Origin of the sequence: Granulicella rosea, assembly GCF_900188085.1 — a bacterium.
GTDB lineage: Bacteria > Acidobacteriota > Terriglobia > Terriglobales > Acidobacteriaceae > Edaphobacter > Edaphobacter rosea.
The window spans coordinates 164,648-182,144 of the sequence record NZ_FZOU01000002.1 but is presented as its reverse complement, the minus strand read 5'-3'; the positions used below and the strand labels follow the sequence as shown (position 1 = coordinate 182,144).

Annotated in this window: 16 protein-coding genes and 2 tRNA genes; 13 read left to right on the top strand and 5 right to left on the bottom strand. The window is 64.1% G+C overall.

The window, feature by feature from the left end; translation table 11 throughout:
- Positions 1-138 precede the first annotated feature (138 nt).
- The 3 genes from CHB87_RS06830 to CHB87_RS06820 are packed head-to-tail and all read left to right on the top strand — an operon-like array spanning position 139 to position 4,102.
- The gene (locus tag CHB87_RS06830; protein ID WP_176441636.1) at positions 139-2,946 is read left to right on the top strand and encodes a PIG-L family deacetylase; all 2,808 of its coding nucleotides are present in this window, start codon (positions 139-141) and stop codon (positions 2,944-2,946) included.
- 16 nt (positions 2,947-2,962) lie between these two features.
- Complete coding sequence (locus CHB87_RS06825; protein WP_176441635.1) at positions 2,963-3,274, top strand: NTF2 fold immunity protein; 312 nt, start codon at positions 2,963-2,965, stop codon at positions 3,272-3,274.
- A gap of 60 nt (positions 3,275-3,334) precedes the next feature.
- Positions 3,335-4,102: a 2-keto-4-pentenoate hydratase gene (locus CHB87_RS06820; RefSeq protein WP_089407670.1), complete on the top strand. Its 768-nt coding sequence runs from the start codon at positions 3,335-3,337 to the stop codon at positions 4,100-4,102.
- On the opposite strand, the gene CHB87_RS06815 is transcribed toward CHB87_RS06820, so the two are convergent.
- Positions 4,099-4,812 carry a queuosine precursor transporter gene (locus CHB87_RS06815; RefSeq protein WP_089407669.1) on the bottom strand — a complete coding sequence of 238 codons (714 nt, stop codon included), beginning with the start codon at positions 4,810-4,812 and terminating at the stop codon, positions 4,099-4,101. The two genes, CHB87_RS06820 and CHB87_RS06815, sit on opposite strands and share 4 nt — an antisense overlap.
- 114 nt (positions 4,813-4,926) lie before the next feature.
- On the opposite strand from CHB87_RS06815, the gene CHB87_RS06810 reads away from it, so the two are divergent.
- Positions 4,927-5,002: transfer RNA gene (locus CHB87_RS06810), tRNA-Glu, on the top strand.
- Positions 5,003-5,318: 316 nt separating this feature from the next.
- Here the strand turns inward: CHB87_RS06810 and CHB87_RS06805 are convergent.
- The 3 genes from CHB87_RS06805 to CHB87_RS22730 form a co-directional block, all read right to left on the bottom strand.
- A tRNA-Glu gene (locus tag CHB87_RS06805) sits at positions 5,319-5,395 on the bottom strand.
- 101 nt (positions 5,396-5,496) lie between these two features.
- Positions 5,497-5,772: a DUF507 family protein gene (locus CHB87_RS22735; RefSeq protein WP_089407668.1), complete on the bottom strand. Its 276-nt coding sequence runs from the start codon at positions 5,770-5,772 to the stop codon at positions 5,497-5,499.
- Positions 5,769-6,047, bottom strand: a complete 279-nt coding sequence (locus CHB87_RS22730) for a DUF507 family protein (protein WP_089408111.1) — start codon at positions 6,045-6,047, stop codon at positions 5,769-5,771. Before CHB87_RS22730 ends, CHB87_RS22735 begins: the two co-directional genes overlap by 4 nt.
- Before the next feature lie 106 nt (positions 6,048-6,153).
- Here CHB87_RS22730 and CHB87_RS06790 point away from each other — a divergent pair, with 106 nt between their 5' ends.
- The 9 genes from CHB87_RS06790 (at position 6,154) to CHB87_RS06750 (ending at position 16,461) form a co-directional block, all read left to right on the top strand.
- On the top strand, positions 6,154-6,615 hold the full coding sequence (locus CHB87_RS06790; RefSeq protein WP_089407667.1) for a hypothetical protein: 462 nt from the start codon (positions 6,154-6,156) through the stop codon (positions 6,613-6,615).
- A gap of 11 nt (positions 6,616-6,626) precedes the next feature.
- The gene (gene recJ / locus CHB87_RS06785) at positions 6,627-8,444 is read left to right on the top strand and encodes a single-stranded-DNA-specific exonuclease RecJ (RefSeq protein WP_089407666.1); all 1,818 of its coding nucleotides are present in this window, start codon (positions 6,627-6,629) and stop codon (positions 8,442-8,444) included.
- A gap of 64 nt (positions 8,445-8,508) precedes the next feature.
- A complete protein-coding gene (locus CHB87_RS06780) occupies positions 8,509-10,044 on the top strand; it encodes a methyl-accepting chemotaxis protein (protein WP_089407665.1) in 1,536 nt (511 codons plus the stop codon).
- Positions 10,045-10,268: 224 nt separating this feature from the next.
- A complete protein-coding gene (locus tag CHB87_RS06775) occupies positions 10,269-11,513 on the top strand; it encodes an efflux RND transporter periplasmic adaptor subunit (protein ID WP_089407664.1) in 1,245 nt (414 codons plus the stop codon).
- Complete coding sequence (locus tag CHB87_RS06770; protein WP_089407663.1) at positions 11,510-12,520, top strand: tetratricopeptide repeat protein; 1,011 nt, start codon at positions 11,510-11,512, stop codon at positions 12,518-12,520. The genes CHB87_RS06775 and CHB87_RS06770 overlap by 4 nt, the downstream gene beginning before the upstream one ends.
- Entirely contained in the window at positions 12,517-13,887 is a 1,371-nt protein-coding gene (locus CHB87_RS06765) for a TolC family protein (protein ID WP_089407662.1), read from the top strand. Before CHB87_RS06770 ends, CHB87_RS06765 begins: the two co-directional genes overlap by 4 nt.
- 113 nt (positions 13,888-14,000) lie before the next feature.
- Positions 14,001-15,491, top strand: coding sequence for a hopanoid biosynthesis associated radical SAM protein HpnJ (gene hpnJ / locus CHB87_RS06760; RefSeq protein ID WP_089407661.1), 1,491 nt, complete (start codon positions 14,001-14,003; stop codon positions 15,489-15,491).
- Between the two features lie 125 nt (positions 15,492-15,616).
- A complete protein-coding gene (locus CHB87_RS06755) occupies positions 15,617-16,072 on the top strand; it encodes an EamA family transporter (protein WP_089407660.1) in 456 nt (151 codons plus the stop codon).
- On the top strand, positions 16,069-16,461 hold the full coding sequence (locus CHB87_RS06750) for an EamA family transporter (protein ID WP_089407659.1): 393 nt from the start codon (positions 16,069-16,071) through the stop codon (positions 16,459-16,461). The genes CHB87_RS06755 and CHB87_RS06750 overlap by 4 nt, the downstream gene beginning before the upstream one ends.
- 3 nt (positions 16,462-16,464) lie before the next feature.
- On the opposite strand, the gene CHB87_RS06745 is transcribed toward CHB87_RS06750, so the two are convergent.
- Positions 16,465-17,478 carry an MBL fold metallo-hydrolase gene (locus CHB87_RS06745; RefSeq protein ID WP_089407658.1) on the bottom strand — a complete coding sequence of 338 codons (1,014 nt, stop codon included), beginning with the start codon at positions 17,476-17,478 and terminating at the stop codon, positions 16,465-16,467.
- Between the last annotated feature and the right edge of the window lie 19 nt (positions 17,479-17,497).

Genomic DNA, 17,497 nt, shown 5'->3' with positions numbered 1-17,497 from the left:
CGTGCGGGTAAGCTGGGCGCCGGGTTGGTCGAAAGTAGAGATATGGTGAGTCTACAGAATCCAAACCCGCGTCCAATCCAGTCGAAGCCCTGATTCTTTCCCCTCCACCGCCGCATGCGATATGAGAGATTTAAACCAATGGCTAATTCTGGCAGCTCCCCTAGACTCGTCACCGCGCTTGCGCTCTCGCTGCTGCTCGCCGACACCCTGCCCGGCGCGGGACAGAATCCAGCTCGCAACCAGAATCCGACGCCTCAGCAGACCGATCCCGCGAACCTGGCCGCCGATCGCGTCAAAGCCAACCCCATCGCCGACCCGATCCCCGAGAACACCGGCGCCATCGCGCTCGCGACCAGTCTGCGCAGGCTCGCCACGCGCGCGTCGATGATGATGATCGTCGCCCACCCGGACGACGAGGACGGCGGCATGCTGACCTACGAGTCGCGCGGCAAAGGCGTACGCGTCGCCATGCTGACGCTGAATCGCGGCGAAGGTGGACAGAACGTGATGTCTGCCGACTTTTACGATGCGCTCGGCCTCGACCGCACGCAGGAGCTGCTGGCCGCGGACCGCTACATGGGCGTGGACCAGATGTTCGGCTCGGTCGTCGACTTCGGCTTTTCGAAGACCAAAGAGGAGACGTTGGCGAAGTGGGGCCACGACCGCGTGCTCTACGACGCGGTGCGCGCCGTGCGGCTCTATCGCCCGCTGGTGCTGGCGAGCGTCTTCGTCGGCGGCGTCACCGACGGCCACGGCCACCACCAGGTCGCGGGACAGATCGATCAGGAGGTCTTCAACGCGGCGGGCGATCCGAAGGTCTTCCCCGAGATGAAGCTGCCGCCCTGGACTCCGTTGAAGGTCTACGCACGCATCCCCTTCGCCCGCATCGACGACAAGGGCATGTTCGACTACGCGACCAACCAGTACGCGCCGACGAAGTTTTACAACTACGTCTCGGGCGTCACCACGACGACAGTGCCGAAGGCGAACGTCGTCGTGCCCGAAGGAGATGCCGATCCGCTGTTGGGTATGAGCTACCTGCAGTTCGCGCGGAAGGGTCTTTCGATGCAGAGGAGCCAGATGGGCGGAATGATGCGGCCGCCATCCGCCGGCGTCCACGATGTCGAGTATCACCGCTATGGATCGCACCTCGGCCAGCCGGACGGCGAGATCAGCGGCAAGGAGACGGGCTTCTTCGACGGCATCGACACCAGCCTTGCGGGAATCGCGAGCTATGTGACCTCCTCTCCCACCGAGAAGGCCGCGCTGCAGACCGAGCTGAAGAAGATTCAAGCCCTCGTGGATCAGGCGCAGGCCACCTTCACGCCCGCTGAGCCGGAGAAGATAGCGCCCTTCCTCCGCGACGGCTTTATCGCTGTTACCGATCTGACCGACCACGTCCGCGCCAGCAACATCACGCCGGTCGAAAAAGAGCTGGTCCTGCACGATCTGCGGGTGAAGCATACGCAGTTCAACGATGCGCTGGTGCAGGCGCTCTCGCTCACCCTGACCGTCGGCCCTGCCTGCGGGCAGGAGATGACCGCGCAGCCGCTGGCGCCCGGCGAGAAGCTGCCGCTGGCCATCGGACTGAAACACAACGAAGAGACCCAGCTTGATTCAGTCGGCCTGACGGTCGAGTCGGCGGACGGCACGGCGCTCTCGTCCGACTCCGCGACGCCGTCCTGCAAGGACCAGGTGACGGTTGTCGTCCCGAGCGATGCCAAGCCGACGCGCCCCTACTTCTTCCGTCCCGGCATCGAGCAGCCGTACTACGACATCGCCGCCCCCGCACTGCGCGACTCGCCCATCACGCCCTACCCGCTGGTGGCCGTGGCGCGCTTTCGCTATGACGGCGTCGACCTGATCATGCGGCAGGTGGTGCGCGGCTCCAATGGCCCTCTGGTGGTCGTGCCGCCGGTCTCGGTGTCGGTCTCGCCGGGCGCGGGCATCATCCCGCTGACCGAAAAGACGCTCTCGCTGACCACGCATGTTCGCATCGATGGCCTTGGGCAGAACGGCACAGGCCAGACCAAAGGCACACTCAAGCTGGAGCTGCCGTCTGGCTGGACCTCCTCGCCCGAGACGGTCGCGCTCGACTCCGCCCAGCGCGGCGCCGAGCGCGACGTGACCTTCACCGTCACGCCGGCGAAGCTGGTTCCCGGAACGGAGTACACCCTGACCGCCGTCGCCGAGGTCGACGGCCACAAGTATCGCGAGGGCTATCGCACAGCCGGATACCCCGGCCTGCAGGGCACGAACCTCTACCGGCCCGCGACCTACCGGGCCTACGGCGTCGATGTCAAAATCGCGCCGGACCTCAAGGTCGGCTACCTGCCCGGCACCGGCGACGACGTGCCGGCAACGCTTGAAAACCTCGGCGTCCACGCAAAGATGTTGACGGTCGCCGACCTGACCGCCGACAACCTGAAGAACTTCGACGCGGTCGTGCTGGGGGTGCGGCCATATGAGGCGCATCCAGACCTCGCAGCGGCCAGCCCTGCCTTGCTCGCCTACGCGCAGGCCGGCGGCGTGGTCATCGCGCAGTATGCCTACCGGGAATTTCCCTCTGGCGTAACGCCGTATCCGCTCTCGCTGGGAGACAACGAAAAGGTCGTCGAAGAGACCGCGCCGGTGAAGATTCTCGAACCCGACGCGGCCCTGCTGAACTGGCCGAACAAAATCGGCTCGAAGGACTTCGACGGTTGGGTGGAAGAGCGTGGCCACGGCTTCATGGCCTCATGGGACCCACACTTCACCCCTCTCCTGGAGACCCACGATGCAGGCCAGGCCCCGCAGAAGGGCGGCCTGCTGATCGCCGAAACCGGCAAGGGCAAGTACATCTACACGTCGCTGGCGCTGTACCGTCAGTTGCCCGAGGGTGTTCCCGGCGGCTACCGGCTGTTTGCGAATCTGCTCAGTCTGGGCAAGGCGCCGGCGGCGAAGTAGCATGAGGAGTTTGTCGATGGGCCGAACGAGATGCATTTGGCTATTGCTGCTTCTTGCTTCATCCTCTCTTGCGCAGAACGTTGTGCCGAAGGATGGTTACGTCCCGGATGCGGCAACTGCCCGCGAGATCGCAGAAGCAGTTTTGAAACCGGTCTACGGCAAAGCGCTCATCGAATCCGAAAGGCCCTTCACAGCGATTCTCGAAGGCGGGGTCTGGGTCGTGAGTGGAACAATTCCCTGCGCAAAATCAGGATGTGAAGGCGGCGTTGCGACGGTGAAGATTCGAAAGGCAGACGGCCGGATCGTCGGGATGATCCACGGTAAATAGCACACTAGATGTGAGCCGCACATGACATACGACTGCTGAATGAGCGACACTGGCAGGACTATGACTGGACTCCGCGAACAGCAACTGATCGAAGCCGCCAACCTCCTCCTGAACGCGCGCCGCAACGCAAGCCCCATCGCCGAACTGCCCGCCGAACTGCAGCCCACCACGCTCGACGAGGCCTACTTCGTGCAGGACGCCATGGCCGAGGCCTACGAGACCATCGGTGGATGGAAGGTCGGCGCGCCGACGCCCGAGGCCACGCCCATCTTCGCGCCCATGCCGCTCGCCTGGATCGCGCCGGCCGGCAGCGTGCTCTCCGGCAAGACCTGGCGCTATCGAGGGCTCGAGGCGGAGATCGCATTCCTCCTCGGCAAAGACCTGCCGCCGCGCGCCACGCCCTACACGCGCGAAGAGGCGCTGGCCGCCATCGCAAGCTGCCATCCGGTGATCGAAATTCTGGAGGCGGGCCTCGCCGATCCCTCCGCTGCCAATCGATTTTCCATGATCGCCGACATGCAGATGCACGGCGGCTTCGTTTACGGTCCGGCTTTCGCGGGGTGGGAGTCGGTCGACTTCACCCAGGAGCACGTGACGCTGGCGGTCGACGGCAGCATCCGCGTCGACCGCACCGGCTCGAACACCTCGGGCGACTTCCTGAAGCTCATCCCCTGGCTCGCGAACGAAGGCGCGTCGCGCACCGGCGGTTTGAAGGCCGGACAGTGGATCACCACCGGAAGCTGGACCGGCAACACTCTCGCGACGGCGACCTCGGATGTAGACGTCCGGTTCGGCACGGTGGGCCGGGTCACGTTGACCTTCGCCTAATCGCGGCGAGCGCCGAAGGCAAAGGGATTGAAGCTGATGCCGCGATCGAATACATCCACGCCCTCGGCGCGCTTCAGGCCGTGGATGACGAGATAGGTCAGCGGCGTCGCCAGCACCTCGTATCCCACCTTCAACCCGTAGCCGGTGAGGATCATGTTCACAAGCGTCCTCACCGGTATCGTGCCGCCGAAGGTCAGCGCGATCACGAGCGCCGTATCGACCGCCTGCCCGGCCACGGTCGAGCCGACGGTGCGCGTCCACAGCATGCGGCCGCCGGTCGCCAGCTTCAGCTTGGCCATGGTGTAGGAGTTAACGAACTCGCCCGCCCAGAAGGCGATCAGACTGGCAACCAGGATGCGCGGAATGATGCCGAAGACCGTCTCAAACGCCTTCTGATTCGGCCAGCCCGGCGCCGCCGGCAACGCGATGACGGTCGCGCCCATACCGTAGAGTAACGCCGTTCCAAAGAACCCCAGCCAGATGGCGCGACGCGACGCGGCGAACCCGTAAACTTCGGTAAAGACATCCCCAAAGATATATGTGACCGGAAACAGCAGGACCGCGCCCGATACAAAGAAGGTGTGACCGAAGACCGGCCCGATCTGGCAGATCTTCTGCGCGACCAGATTCGAGACCAGCAGCACGACCACGAACGTGGTTGTCAGTGCATCCAGATAGCGGAAGCGGCGTGATTCAACTTGGGCATCCATCGCACCAGTATCCCGTAAGAACGGCAGCAGCGTAAGCCCCCTTTTGACATGCACACCATATGTTGTTAATCTGAAAGAGATGAGCGCGGCGTGGGGCTGCCTCTTATCTGTTGCGTCCCCGTCGTCCAGAGGCCTAGGACGCCGCCCTTTCAAGGCGAGAACACGGGTTCGAATCCCGTCGGGGACGCCAATTTCACTTCCATCACATCTCAGCTTTCACACCCGATTTCTATCGCGATGAAGCGCAGACGGAGCGGCAGGAAGCCGACTCCCCGGATAACCCCTACTTCACGAATCCGCAGCCTCCCAGACGCAGCGCTCACATCATCGCATGCAGCCAAGTGGTCGGTCACACGCTTTCAGAGCGAATTGCCTTTAGGGTGTCCGACTGCTTCCTCGATGCACGCCGGCAATGGGCCATTGCTTTCAAAACGGCAATCACACCATACCCACAGGCATGACGAATCGGCTTCGCAGGAAATTGGATTGTAGTGGGAATTTGATTTTGGTAGCGTTACCGGGGCTCGAACCCGGACTCTTCGCCTTGAGAGGGCGACGTGTTAACCAGTTACACCATAACGCCATATTTGTTGCCGGGCGGACGTTGCATCCACCCGTTTGCGACTTTCTAAGTATAGCAGGGATTACGGTTTGCGCAATCCCTGCCCTTAGGAAAACCGGTCGTTACAGACCCAGTTTCTTGACCTCGTCGTTGTAGTACTTGCGGTAGAGGATCTCCCACTCCTGCGAGCCTTCGACGATGATCTTACGCTGCGACGAGATCTTCAGGCGCGCGGCCGCGTCGATCTTCGTCTCTTCCATCAGCAGCTTTTCGAGCGCCTTGCGCGCCTCCTGCCGGATCGTATTCCGATCCTCCAGAAAGTCGCACTCGGGAATCTCGGCCAGCGCGTCTGCGATCGTGTGGGCAAGCTTGTTCAGCTTGTCGCGCGAGATCCTCATAGCACCGCCTTGTACTGGTTCACCAGCTTGATCTTTACCTTCTTGAACATCTCCGGATAGCTGACGCCGCCCTTGCGCATGTCCTCCTGGATCGCCTCCAGAATGGCGCGGACCTCATCGTTGATCCGGTCTTCGAGCGAAAGCTCATCGACCATCGCGGTCGCAACCTTCTCACTCACCGGCCCAACCTTATCCGTATGAATCATCTTTTCGGCGACGAGGTGTTTCACCGTCTGGCGCGCCAGATACCCGACGTAATCCTTGGAGAAAATCATGGTCTTGGAATCGAAGTATACCACCGCCATGCACCCGGTACGGGGCGCCGCAAACGTCTGTATTTCCACCATCGCAACCACCCTAACGGTGAGACAATAAAGGTTGATGCAGGCAGACAATCTCATTTCGCTCAAAGACGACATGGTGGCGTTCATCGCCGGACATGGCATGCGCCGGCTTCCCGGCTACGTCACCGAAGAGGTCCCCACCGTTCTCTTCGAGGAAGAAAACCCCGACGGCTGGAAGGACTTCGTCGAACATGCCAAGGCCGCCGGCGCGCCCTTCGTCACCATGAGCGAGGTCGTGCTCGAGAAATCCGACGTCGCCATCCTCATCCAGCAACTGCGCGAGCACGGCTTCTCGGACGACGGCATCCTCGACATCGACGACGCCGAATCGCTGCTGCGCCACGTCGGCAAGCTCGGCTACCTGCAGCTCGGATTCGCCCACCAGGGCGTCATGTTCCTCTTCGAGATCGCCACCGACTGGTACGACCGCTTCCAGGACCTGATGGAGACCGCCACCGACTTCGGCGGAGTCGTCCTCGACGACCACGACCAGGATTAGCCTTCGCCGCGATGACCAAAGAAGCGACGAAGCGCTGGGTCGTCTGTGAAGCACCCGATTCCGCCGTCCGTGAGCTGGCTCAGGCCGTCGGCTGCCCGGAGTCCATCGCCCGTCTGCTCGTCTCGCGCGGCGTAGACACACCCGCCAAGGCTTCCACCTTCTTCTCTCCGGCACTCGCCGACCTCCACGATCCCCTGCTCATGCTCGGCATGGCGTCGGCGGTCGAGCGCATCGAACGCGCCGTACGCGACGGCGAACCCATCCTGATCTACGGCGACTACGACGTCGACGGCACGACCGCAACCGTCCTGCTGAAGACCGCCATCGAGCGCATCGCCGCGCCCGAGCTTCCGGCGCAGGTGACCTATCACGTCCCCCACCGGCTGCGCGAGGGCTACGGCATCCAGAACAGCCGTCTCGGGCTGGCGGCGGAGTCGGGCGTACGCCTCGTCATCTCGGTCGACACCGGCATTCGCGCATTCGCGGCCGCCGAGGAGGCGAAGGCGCTCGGCCTCGACCTGATCGTCACCGACCATCACCTGCCCGACGGCATGGCTGGCGTTCCGGAGGCAGTGGCGGTCATCAACCCCGCGCAGGAGGGCTGCCCGTATCCTTACAAGCAGCTCTGCGGCGCCGCGGTCGCGTTCAAGCTCGCGCACGCGCTGCTGGCCTCCGCGGCAGCCAGGTCGGCCCAGCCCGAACAACAGACCGACCGCCTGAACCGTCTGCTGCTTCCCTCCTTCCTCAAGCTGGTCGCCATCGCCACGGTCGCGGACTCCGTCTCGCTCACGGGCGAGAATCGCGCCATCGTCTGGCTCGGCCTGCGGGAGTTGAAGAATCCCGTCCAGAGCGGGCTGCGCGCGCTGATGGAGGTCGCCAAGCTGCCGCTCGACCGAGCGCCCACGGCGACCGAGGTCGGCTTCCGCCTCGCCCCGCGCATCAACGCCGCAGGCCGCATGGACATCGCCAGCGACGTCGTCGAACTCTTCCTGACGCGCGATGTCGAACTGGCAAAATCGCTCGCCCAGAAGCTCGACGACCTGAACCAGGACCGCCGCGCGACCGAGGCCGCCGCGCTCGAGGCCATCGAACTTCAGCTTCTGGGCATGCGCGACGCCGACGGCTCCTATCCGCCGCATCCCATCGTGCTCGACCACCCGGAGTGGCACCGCGGCGTCCTTGGAATCCTCGCCTCGCGCGTGGTCGAACGCACCGGTCGACCAGCACTGATCCTGACGGAAGAGGATGGGCAGTCGCACGGCTCCGGCCGGTCCATCCCCGGCTTCCATCTGCTCGACGCCCTCACAGCCATCCACGACGAGGGCGAAGACGATATCTTCACCCGCTTTGGCGGACATGCCCATGCCGTCGGCTTCTCGCTGCCGAAGCTCCGGCTCGCGGCTCTGCGCGAACGGCTCGAGGCATACGGCGCGAAGCTGCTCACCGGCGAGATCCTCACGCCGGAGGTTGCCTGCGACCTCGCCATCAGCCTGCCCGAGATCACGCCCGAACTCTTCGACTGGCTCGACCGCTGCGCGCCCTTCGGCATGGACAATCCGGAGCCAGTCTTCGTCGCGCGCGGCCTGCGCCTCTCCGCGCCGCCGCGCATCATCAAGGACCGCCACATCTGCCTGCAGCTCACCGACGCGCAGGGCGCGAAGCCCATCAACGCCATGGGCTGGAGCCGCACCGGCGCCGCTGCATGGTCCGAACGAACAGCCGCGCTCACGACTGGGTCCAACATCGATACGCTCTTCCGCCTGCGCCGCAACCTCCACCCGCAGTACGGAGGTTTGGAGTTGGAGCTGATCGATATCGATCCGGCGTAAGCCTTTCCCGGTCTACCGCCGATAGACGAACAGAGCGAGGAACGCATCCCCGCCCAGGAGACCGATGTCAGCACTACATTCCAGCCGTGAAGAGGAGGCAGTCCTCGCGTCGATCCGGATCAACGGCGACCGGCTGATGTGCGCGCTCTCCTGGATCCTCTGGCTCGTCTCGCTCTGCGTTGCCGCGCTCTACGGCACATGGATGGTCAGCTTCACGATCGCGCTCTCGCTCTCGCTCGCCATGACGGCGCTGTTGATGCTCCGGCCCGGTTCGATCGTCACGCGGCTCGCCGGCAGTATCGTCCTGATGGCCTACGCCGGCGTGCTCATCCATCAATGGCATGGACTCATCGAGGCGCACTTCGGCATCTTCGCCTTCCTGGCCTTTCTCCTTTATTACCGCGACTGGCGTCCGGTCGTGGCCGGCGCCGTCACCGTGGCGCTGCATCATCTCATCGGCTGCCGCCTGCAGATGGCGGGTACCGGCTTCTACGTCTTTCCCCCCGGACACAACTGCGACCTCGTCTGGCTGCATGTCGGCTTCGTGGTCTTCGAGGTCGCGGGCCTTGTCTATCTTAGCGAGATGATCCGGACCGAGGCGCTCGAAGCCGCGGCGATCGCCCAGCTCGGACAACGCCTGTCCGACTCGAACGACGGCGTCATCGACCTGACCAGCCCTGGGCTCGACGCCCGCACCTCCTCCGGCCACAGCATGCTCAAATTTCTGGGGACGATCAACGACGCCGTCAGCCACGCCGGCTCGGTCGCATTCGGCATCGGAGGCATCTCCGGAACCATGACCCAGGCCGCCGGACGCATGCTCCAGGCAGGCCACACCCAGCAGCGGGACGCCGACGGCGTGCTGCAGGCCGTGCAGCAGATGGCCAGCTCCACGCTCTCCATGACCCACGACTTCGAGGAGGTCGTCAGCGTCGTCAAGAAGGCCGGAAACCTGATCGTCGACGGGCGCGAGAATATGGGTCTCAGTCAGACCGTCATGGAAGAGGTCGTCGCCGCCGTCACCGGTCTCTCCGCGCAGATCGACGATCTCCACCAGGAGAGCAGCCGCATCGAGGAGATCATCCGCATCGTCTCCGAGATCGCCGACCAGACCAGCCTCCTCGCCCTGAACGCCGCCATCGAGGCCGCCCGCGCAGGCGACCTCGGCCGCGGCTTCGCCGTCGTCGCGCAGGAGGTCCGCGAACTTTCGCAGCGCACCCAGGGCTCGCTCGTTCAGGCGCAGGCCGTGGTCGGGCAGGTGCGCACCAAGACCGACCGCGTCCGGCGCATCGCCGACAACTGCCGGGGTCAGGCCATCAGCGGCGGCGAACAGCTCAGCCGCGCCGGCAAAAGCCTGCAGAGCGCCGTCGCGCAGCTTCCGCAGGTCGCCGAACGCGCCGAGCAGGTCATCAAGCTCGCCGACCGGCATCGCGAGCTGACCGGCGACGTCGTCGACCGCATGCGCAAGATCGGCGAATCGGTGGCGGCGAATTCGACCAGCCTGGGCGAGGTCGGCCAGCTCAGCCACTCGCTGCAGACCATGTCGGACGAACTGGTGGACAGCGTACGCCGTTTTCACTACAGCTCCGCCAACGGCTGAGGATATCCCGCACCAATTCGGGCAGCTCCGAAACGCCCACCCGGCAGGCGTCGGCACGCTGATTTCATTGGCCTAACCCCTCGTTTCGGGTTGAACCACCGTTGGTGCAACCCGGCCGGATACGGCAAGGCGCCTCGCAGGACACTCCCCGGGTACAGGTCGAAAAGAGATGGACCGTTTTTACGGGGCCAGCGTCTTATATACTGTCTCTTCAAGACTTACTTATGCCCAATGTCGAGCAGCCAAGACGCGTAGGACCCGCCCTCCTCTGGATCGCGGGAGCCGTCATCGTCGTTATCATCGTCTTCGGCGTGCGCGCCCTGACGCACGAGCAGGTCGGCGTTCGCACCTCGACCGCGACCAACCAGAACCTGTTGAGCACCGTCTCGACCAACGGCAAGGTCGAGCCCGTGGAAGAGTTCCAGGCGCATGCACCCTATCCCGGCGTCATCAAAGAGATCTACGTTGATGTCGGCCAGGTGGTCAAGCCCGGCACACCGCTGCTGCGCATGGACGACGCCGATGTGAACGCCAAGGTCGCCGCCGCCGAGTCGTCGCTGAAGAGCGCCCAGGTGAGCCGCAACGACCTCACGCTCGGCGGCACGCAGGAAGAGCGCAACCGCGCCGCGGCCGATCTGCAGAACGCACAGGCAGAACAGGCCACCGCGGCGCGCAGCCTCGCGCAGGTGCAGGCGCTGCAGGCCAAGGGCGCCGCTTCGGCCGGCGAGGTCGCCAGCGCGCAGTCGCAACTGGACTCCGCAAACCGCACCCTTGCCGCCGCCCAGTCGCACACCGCCGGGCGCTACAGCAAGGACGACATCGCCCGCGCCGACGCACAGGTCGCCGAGGCGCAGGCCGGACTTGCGGCGGCTCACTCGGCGCATGCGAATGCGAACATCGTCTCGCCGATTCCCGGCACCGTCTACTCGATTCCCGTCTCGCAATACGACTTCGTCCCGGCGGGCGACGACCTCCTCGACATCGCCGACCTGAACCGCATTCAGATCCGCGCCTACTTCGACGAGCCGGAGATCGGCAAGCTCCTGCGCGGCCAGGCCGTCAGCATCGTCTGGGACGCAAAGCCCAACCAGCGCTGGCACGGTCACATCGAGCGCGCCCCCACGACCGTCATCACCTACGGCACGCGCAACGTCGGCGAATGCCTCATCACGGTGGACGACGCGAAGGGCGACCTGCTACCCAACACCAACGTCACCGTGACCGTCACCACCTCGCAGCGCTTCAACGTGCTCAGCATCCCCCGCGAGGCGCTCCACACCGACGGCGCCAGCAACTTCGTCTACACCGTCAGGCAGGGTAAGCTGTCGCGGACAACCGTGCAGGTCGGCGTCGTCAACCTGACCCGCGTCGAGATTACCTCCGGCTTGAAGGAGAACGATCAGATCGTGGTCAGCGCGACCACCAACCAGGAACTGAAGAACGGACTCGAAGTCAAGCCGATCGAATGAGACCACGCCTACCTGCAAACGCATTTGCCGGGCTCTCCTTCGTTGTGCTCGGCGCCCTTCCGCTTCACGCGGATACGGCTGCGGCCAACGCCGCGCTGCTTCACGGCCGCGTCGACGAAGCGACGGCGATGCTGAAGTCCGAGCTTGCCTCGAACCCATCGAACGCGACCGCGCACCTGCTGCTCTGCCGCGCGGCCTACGCGCAGGATCAAGCCGATGCCGCTGTGGACGAGTGCCGCAAGGCCGTCGCAGGCGAGCCCTCCAGCAGCGACGCGCAGATGTGGCTTGGGCGTGCGCTGGGTCTGAAGACCACCCACTCCAGCCTGTTCTCGCAGATGGGTCTCGCCAAGCAGGTGCGCACCGCCTTCGAACGCGCCGTACAGCTCTCTCCTTCGAACGTCCACGCCGCCAGCGATCTGGGCGAGTTCTACATTCATGCGCCGGGCATGGTCGGCGGCGGCGCCGATAAAGCGCGCAGCCTCGCCGCATCGCTCCAGCAATATTCGCCCGCCCGGTCGCACCGGCTGCTGGCGCAACTGGCGCAGAAGAACGGCGACATGACCACGGCCGAGAACGAGTTCAAGGCGGCGATCGACTCAGGCAAGACGGCCGAGACCTACATCGACCTAGCTATCTTCTATCAGCAGACCAAGCGTACCGATCAGATACTGCCGACGATCAACAAGGCGCTCGCCGCCGATCGCACGCACGGACCGGCCGAGGTGGATGCAGCCAGCATCCTCACCAAATCCGGCCTCGCACCGCAGATCGCACAGAAAGCCCTCCGCGACTACCTTCGCTCCGACGCCCAGACCGACGAGACCCCTGCATTCAAGGTTCATACCCAGCTCGGCGATCTGCTGAAGTCCAAAGACCCCGAAGGCGCGCGGCGGGAGTATCAGGCCGCACTCGCACTGGCATCCGGCTACGGGCCGGCGCGCAAGGGACTGCAATCGCTGCCGGCTGAACCGCAGCCCTCGGCTTCGACGTCCAAAGGAACACGATGAACGCAGCAACTCGATCTTCGGCGCGGCTCGCAGGACGCATGGCCGGCCTCGCGCTGCTGACGCTGGCCGGCGCATCGGCCCAGGCGCAGATCTCCTTTACCGCCGCCGTCGATATGGCGTTGAAGAACAGCCCGCAGGTCCGCATGGCCGAGTCCGACGTCATGCACGCGCGCGCAGCCATTGACGAGGCGATCGACGTCTATATCCCCACCGTCGTGGGTGCGACCAGCGGCCTGGGTTATGCCTACGGATTTCCGCTCGGCCCGCCGACGATCTATAGCTTCACGGCGCAGTCGCTGGTCTTCAGCTACTCCCAGAAAGATTACGTCCGCTCGGCGCGCTCGGGGCTGGTCGCCGCGAACTTTGCCCTGAAGGACGTGCGCTCGCAGGTCGCCGAAGACGCGGCTACCACGTATATCTCGCTCGACCGCGCCCAGCGCCAGCGCGCGGCGCTCGCCGAAGAGTTGGGCTATGCCGAGCATCTGCAGAGCATCGTGCAGGATCGCCTCGACGCCGGCCGCGACACGAAGATGGAGCTGACCAGGAGCCGCCGCACCGGCGTCCAGCTTCGCCTGCAGCTTTTGCAGCTCGACGACGAGATCGCCAACTCCGCCGACCACCTCGCGCGGTTGATCGGCCTGCCGGGCAATCCGCTGACCACCGTATCCGACAGCATCCCCGAGGTGCCCCATCCCAGCGGGTCCTTCGTGCCCGCCGAGACACCCGGCGTCAAAGCAGCCTTCGCCACCGCCAAATCCAAATACGAGCGGGCCTTCGGCGACGACCGCTATCGCTTCCGGCCGCAGTTCGCCTTCGGCGCCGAGTACAGCCGGTTCAGCACCTTCAACAACCAGTACGTCAAGTACTACCCCTCGGTGAGCGGGCTCGAATCGAACGCCGTCGGCTTCTCCGTCAACGTCACTATCCCGCTCTTCGACAAAAGCCACGAGGCGAAGGCGCGCGAGTCCATGGCCGAGGCGGTACACGCGCAGAACGACGCCATCTACCACCGCGACCAGGCGCAGGAGGGCCAGTTGAAGCTACGCCACAGCATGGCCGAACTCTCCGCGAAGTCCGACCTCGCTTCGCTCGACAAGGAGCTTGCCGAGGAACAGCTCGAGGCGATCCTGGTCCAGTTGCAGGCTCCAGCCGTGGGCGGCGCCGCGGCGCTGACTCCCAAGGACGAGCAGAACGCCCGCATCCAGGAGCGTCAACGCTATGTCGAGATGCTCGACGCCGAGGGACAACTGCGCCAGACCGGCATCAACCTGCTGCGCCAGACGGGCGAGCTGGAAGGTTGGCTGAAAATCTCCGCCGGATCGGCGGCGGCGTCCTCCAATTCCCTGGCAAGTCCGTCTAAACCTTAGGCTGCTCCGGTTGGCAGGGCGGCATTGGCCGGAACCAAATCAACCACACGGCTGGAGATTCGTGCACTATCCGCCCTCAACCCCGTTGCAAAATGGTAAAATCTAGCATACTCATGAACAAGCCGCTGAAGACCCTGCTCCTGAATCCGCCCTCCTTTGAGAACTTCGATGGCGGCGCCAGCTCCCGTTGGCCCGCTGTGCGTGAGATCGAATCCTACTGGTACCCCGTCTGGCTCGCCTATCCGGCTGGCTTGCTCGAAGGTTCCAAGTTGCTCGATGCTCCGCCGCACCACGTCTCGGCTGACGAGACCATTGAAATCGCCAAGGGCTACGAATTCCTCGTGCTCTTCACTTCGACCGTCGGCTGGGCCGGCGATCACGCCCTCGCGCAGGCCATCAAGAAGGCGAACCCGACGATCAAGATCACCTTCGTCGGCCCCCCGGTGACCACCGACCCGGACCGCGCGCTGAACGAGTGCTCCGCCATCGACTTCGTCTGCCGCCGTGAGTTCGACTACTCGGTCGTCGAGTTCGCGAACTACAAGCCGCTCGAGGAGATCCTCGGCATCAGCTATCGCGGCGCCGACGGACAGCACATCCACAATCCGGATCGTCCGCAGGTCGAGAAGCTCGACAAGCCCGACATGCCCTGGGTCACCGACATCTACGCCCGCGACATGGACGTCACCAAGTACAACGTGCCGTTCCTGCTGCACCCGTATGTCTCGCTCTACTCGACCCGCGGATGCCCGGCGCAGTGCACCTTCTGCCTCTGGCCGCAGACGCTCTCGGGCCACGCGTGGCGCAAGCGCTCCACCGATGACGTCGCCGCCGAGATGGCGCACGCCAAGCAGCTCTTCCCCCATGTCAAGGAGTTCTTCTTCGACGACGACACCTTCAACATCCAGAAGGCGCGCACGATCGAGCTCTGCGCCAAGCTGAAGCCGCTCGGCCTGACCTGGTCCTGCACCTCGCGCGTCACCACAGACCGCGATACCCTCAAGGCCATGAAGGAGGCCGGCTGCCGCCTGCTCATCGTCGGCTTCGAGTCCGGCGATCCGCAGATCCTCAAGAATATCAAGAAGGGCGCCACCGTCGAGCGCGCACGCGACTTCGTCAAGGACTGCCACGACCTCGGCCTCATCATTCACGCCGACTTCATCCTCGGCCTGCCGGGCGAGACGAAGCAGTCGATCCGCAACACGATCGACTTCGCCAAGTCGCTCGACTGCGAGACCATCCAGGTCTCCATCGCGCACGCCTATCCGGGCACGGAGTTCTACGACTTCGCCGCCAAGAACGGCTACATCACCAACCAGAAGATGGAAGACGACGCCGGTCACCAGATGGCGCACATCGAGTACCCCGGCCTGCCGGTCGAGTACGTCATGGAGATGGTGCACCGCTTCTACGACGAGTACTACTTCCGTCCGAAGGCAGCCTTCCGCGTGGTCTGGAAGGCGATCGTCAACCGCGATGTCCCGCGCCTTTACGTCGAGGCGAAGTCTTTCATGAAGCTCCGCGCCCAGCGCAACAAGGCCAGCCGCGCGATGAAGGAAGCCAACGCCCTCAAGGCGCAGGAATCCGTCAGCATGAACGCCTGATCCCTGCTCTGGAAACAATTCCCGGAGGGCGGAGACACACTCCGCCCTCCTTTCACTTAACGGCGTTTTGAAAGCCGATCGGACGCCTACTCGCTCCAGGCGTCCGCCACAGCTCTGGGGTCTCCATGAAACACCGCCTCTCACTCCAGCAGTATCTGATTCTGCTCACGGTGATGATCACCGCGTCGCTGGGCGACACTCTGCTCTCTCGCGGCATGAGCCAGATCGGCGCCGTCGACCTCCACCACCTGCTGCTCCTCTTTCGCGCACTCGCCAACCTGAATATCATCGCCGGCACCATCCTGCTCGTCGGCTTCTTCGCCTCCTACATGACCGCCCTTTCCTGGGCCGATCTCACCTTCGTGATGCCGGCCACGGCATTCGGCAATGTCATGATCGCGCTGCTCAGCCGTTTCTGGCTGCACGAGCACCTGTCGCTCTCGCGCTGGATCGGCATCCTGCTCATCACCTGCGCCGTAGGCTTCATCGCCAACAGCCCCGCCCGCACCGAGCACTCGCCGGACTCCGATCCCTTCGCCGGACCCAAGCTCACGCAGGTAGACCCCGGGATCGGCCTGTGACTCATCACACCTCAACCGCCGTCACCTGGACCGCCATCGCCTGCGTCGCGCTCTTCGCTATAGCGGGCGAGGTGCTCATCGCGGCCGCCATGCGCAACCTCGGCGACCTCGACCTCATCCGCGCGAAATCCGGCTTACCGGGAACCATCCGCGCGGTCCTCGGCAGCCCGCTCTTCCTGGTCGGCGCCTTCTGCATGGCCTTCAACTACTTCGCGCAGCTCTTCCTCGTCTCCCGCGTCGACCTCTCGCTGGCCCTGCCTGCCGTCGGCTCCTGCACCTATGTCGGCAACGCCATCGCCGCCAAGTATTTCCTGCACGAGAACGTAGACCGCCGCCGCTGGATGGCTGCACTCTTCGTCTGCGTCGGCGTCTATCTGCTCACCAAGTAGGACTTAGGACTCGTAAGCGTAAGGATTCTTGTCGATCGTCGTGGTTCCGCGCGTCTGGTTGCAGAGATAGACGCCGCCGGTAAAGTAGATTCCGGGTTGGGTGATCGTCTTCGCGACCTCGTACGCATGACGCAGCTCGGCAACGGTCAACTGCCACGGCGCCTCATCCGGCTGCCAGGTTACGCCGTAGGGATAGTCCTCACCCCTGCTGCCCATCTCCACGTGGCATCCAACGACGTGCGTCACCGGATACTCGTCCAGGAACTTCATCAGCCGCGTCATGGAATCGAACCACGGCTGCCAGAAGCTGATGTAACAGCGGCCCCGATAGAACATGTCGCCCGTGTACAGAATCTGGGTATACGTATCGTAGTAGGCGAACTCGCTCATCACATGCCCTGGGCTTCCCCAGATCCAGATCTCGCGGCCACCCAGGTCGAGCGTCACACGTTGCTCCGGGTAGTGGGTCATCCCCCAGAAGCCCACCATCTCCTCATGGGTAAGCCCCATGATGCGAGTATTGGGGCGATCCACAAACTCGTTTTGCGCCGCATAGTGATCGGCGTGCAGATGGCTGAACGCGAGCAGCAGCTCCAGATCCTCTGCTTTACGCCCATGCTTCTTCGCCCATTCGGAGATGCAGGCATCCACCGTATCGCGAAGCGGCCAGTCCGTGCGGAGCTGGTTGAATCCCTGGTCGACCATCAGGACACGTTCGTTGCCGAAGTACAGCATCATGAACGGGGCTTCGTAGCTGTAGCACTTATTCTGCCGCAGCACGACCGTATGTTCGTTGTACCAATGCACCTGTGTCGGCGGGTCGGTGTTGTCCATGGCCGACTCGGACCCACAGATCCAACGCTTGGGTAGAGTCCCGGCAGCGGGCAACCTGCTCTTGAAGTCGATCGTGACGGGAGCGACGGCCGCCTCCGCAACGTCGGTAAACGCAGCTTGCGCCGCCGGCACGATGAACGAAAGAACTGGGAGCGAGACGAAGGCTCTGCGATTCAGTTGCATGATTCACGATCCTTTTGCG

Bases quoted from the DNA above. Each gene is read 5' to 3' on its own strand.
- CHB87_RS06830 (WP_176441636.1), top strand. From the start codon at position 139: ATGGCTAATTCTGGCAGCTCCCCTAGACTCGTCACCGCGCTTGCGCTC.
- CHB87_RS06825 (WP_176441635.1), top strand. From the start codon at position 2,963: ATGGGCCGAACGAGATGCATTTGGCTATTGCTGCTTCTTGCTTCATCC.
- CHB87_RS06820 (WP_089407670.1), top strand. From the start codon at position 3,335: ATGACTGGACTCCGCGAACAGCAACTGATCGAAGCCGCCAACCTCCTC.
- CHB87_RS06815 (WP_089407669.1), bottom strand. From the start codon at position 4,812: ATGGATGCCCAAGTTGAATCACGCCGCTTCCGCTATCTGGATGCACTG.
- CHB87_RS22735 (WP_089407668.1), bottom strand. From the start codon at position 5,772: ATGAGGATCTCGCGCGACAAGCTGAACAAGCTTGCCCACACGATCGCA.
- CHB87_RS22730 (WP_089408111.1), bottom strand. From the start codon at position 6,047: ATGATTTTCTCCAAGGATTACGTCGGGTATCTGGCGCGCCAGACGGTG.
- CHB87_RS06790 (WP_089407667.1), top strand. From the start codon at position 6,154: ATGCAGGCAGACAATCTCATTTCGCTCAAAGACGACATGGTGGCGTTC.
- recJ (WP_089407666.1), top strand. From the start codon at position 6,627: ATGACCAAAGAAGCGACGAAGCGCTGGGTCGTCTGTGAAGCACCCGAT.
- CHB87_RS06780 (WP_089407665.1), top strand. From the start codon at position 8,509: ATGTCAGCACTACATTCCAGCCGTGAAGAGGAGGCAGTCCTCGCGTCG.
- CHB87_RS06775 (WP_089407664.1), top strand. From the start codon at position 10,269: ATGCCCAATGTCGAGCAGCCAAGACGCGTAGGACCCGCCCTCCTCTGG.
- CHB87_RS06770 (WP_089407663.1), top strand. From the start codon at position 11,510: ATGAGACCACGCCTACCTGCAAACGCATTTGCCGGGCTCTCCTTCGTT.
- CHB87_RS06765 (WP_089407662.1), top strand. From the start codon at position 12,517: ATGAACGCAGCAACTCGATCTTCGGCGCGGCTCGCAGGACGCATGGCC.
- hpnJ (WP_089407661.1), top strand. From the start codon at position 14,001: ATGAACAAGCCGCTGAAGACCCTGCTCCTGAATCCGCCCTCCTTTGAG.
- CHB87_RS06755 (WP_089407660.1), top strand. From the start codon at position 15,617: ATGAAACACCGCCTCTCACTCCAGCAGTATCTGATTCTGCTCACGGTG.
- CHB87_RS06745 (WP_089407658.1), bottom strand. From the start codon at position 17,478: ATGCAACTGAATCGCAGAGCCTTCGTCTCGCTCCCAGTTCTTTCGTTC.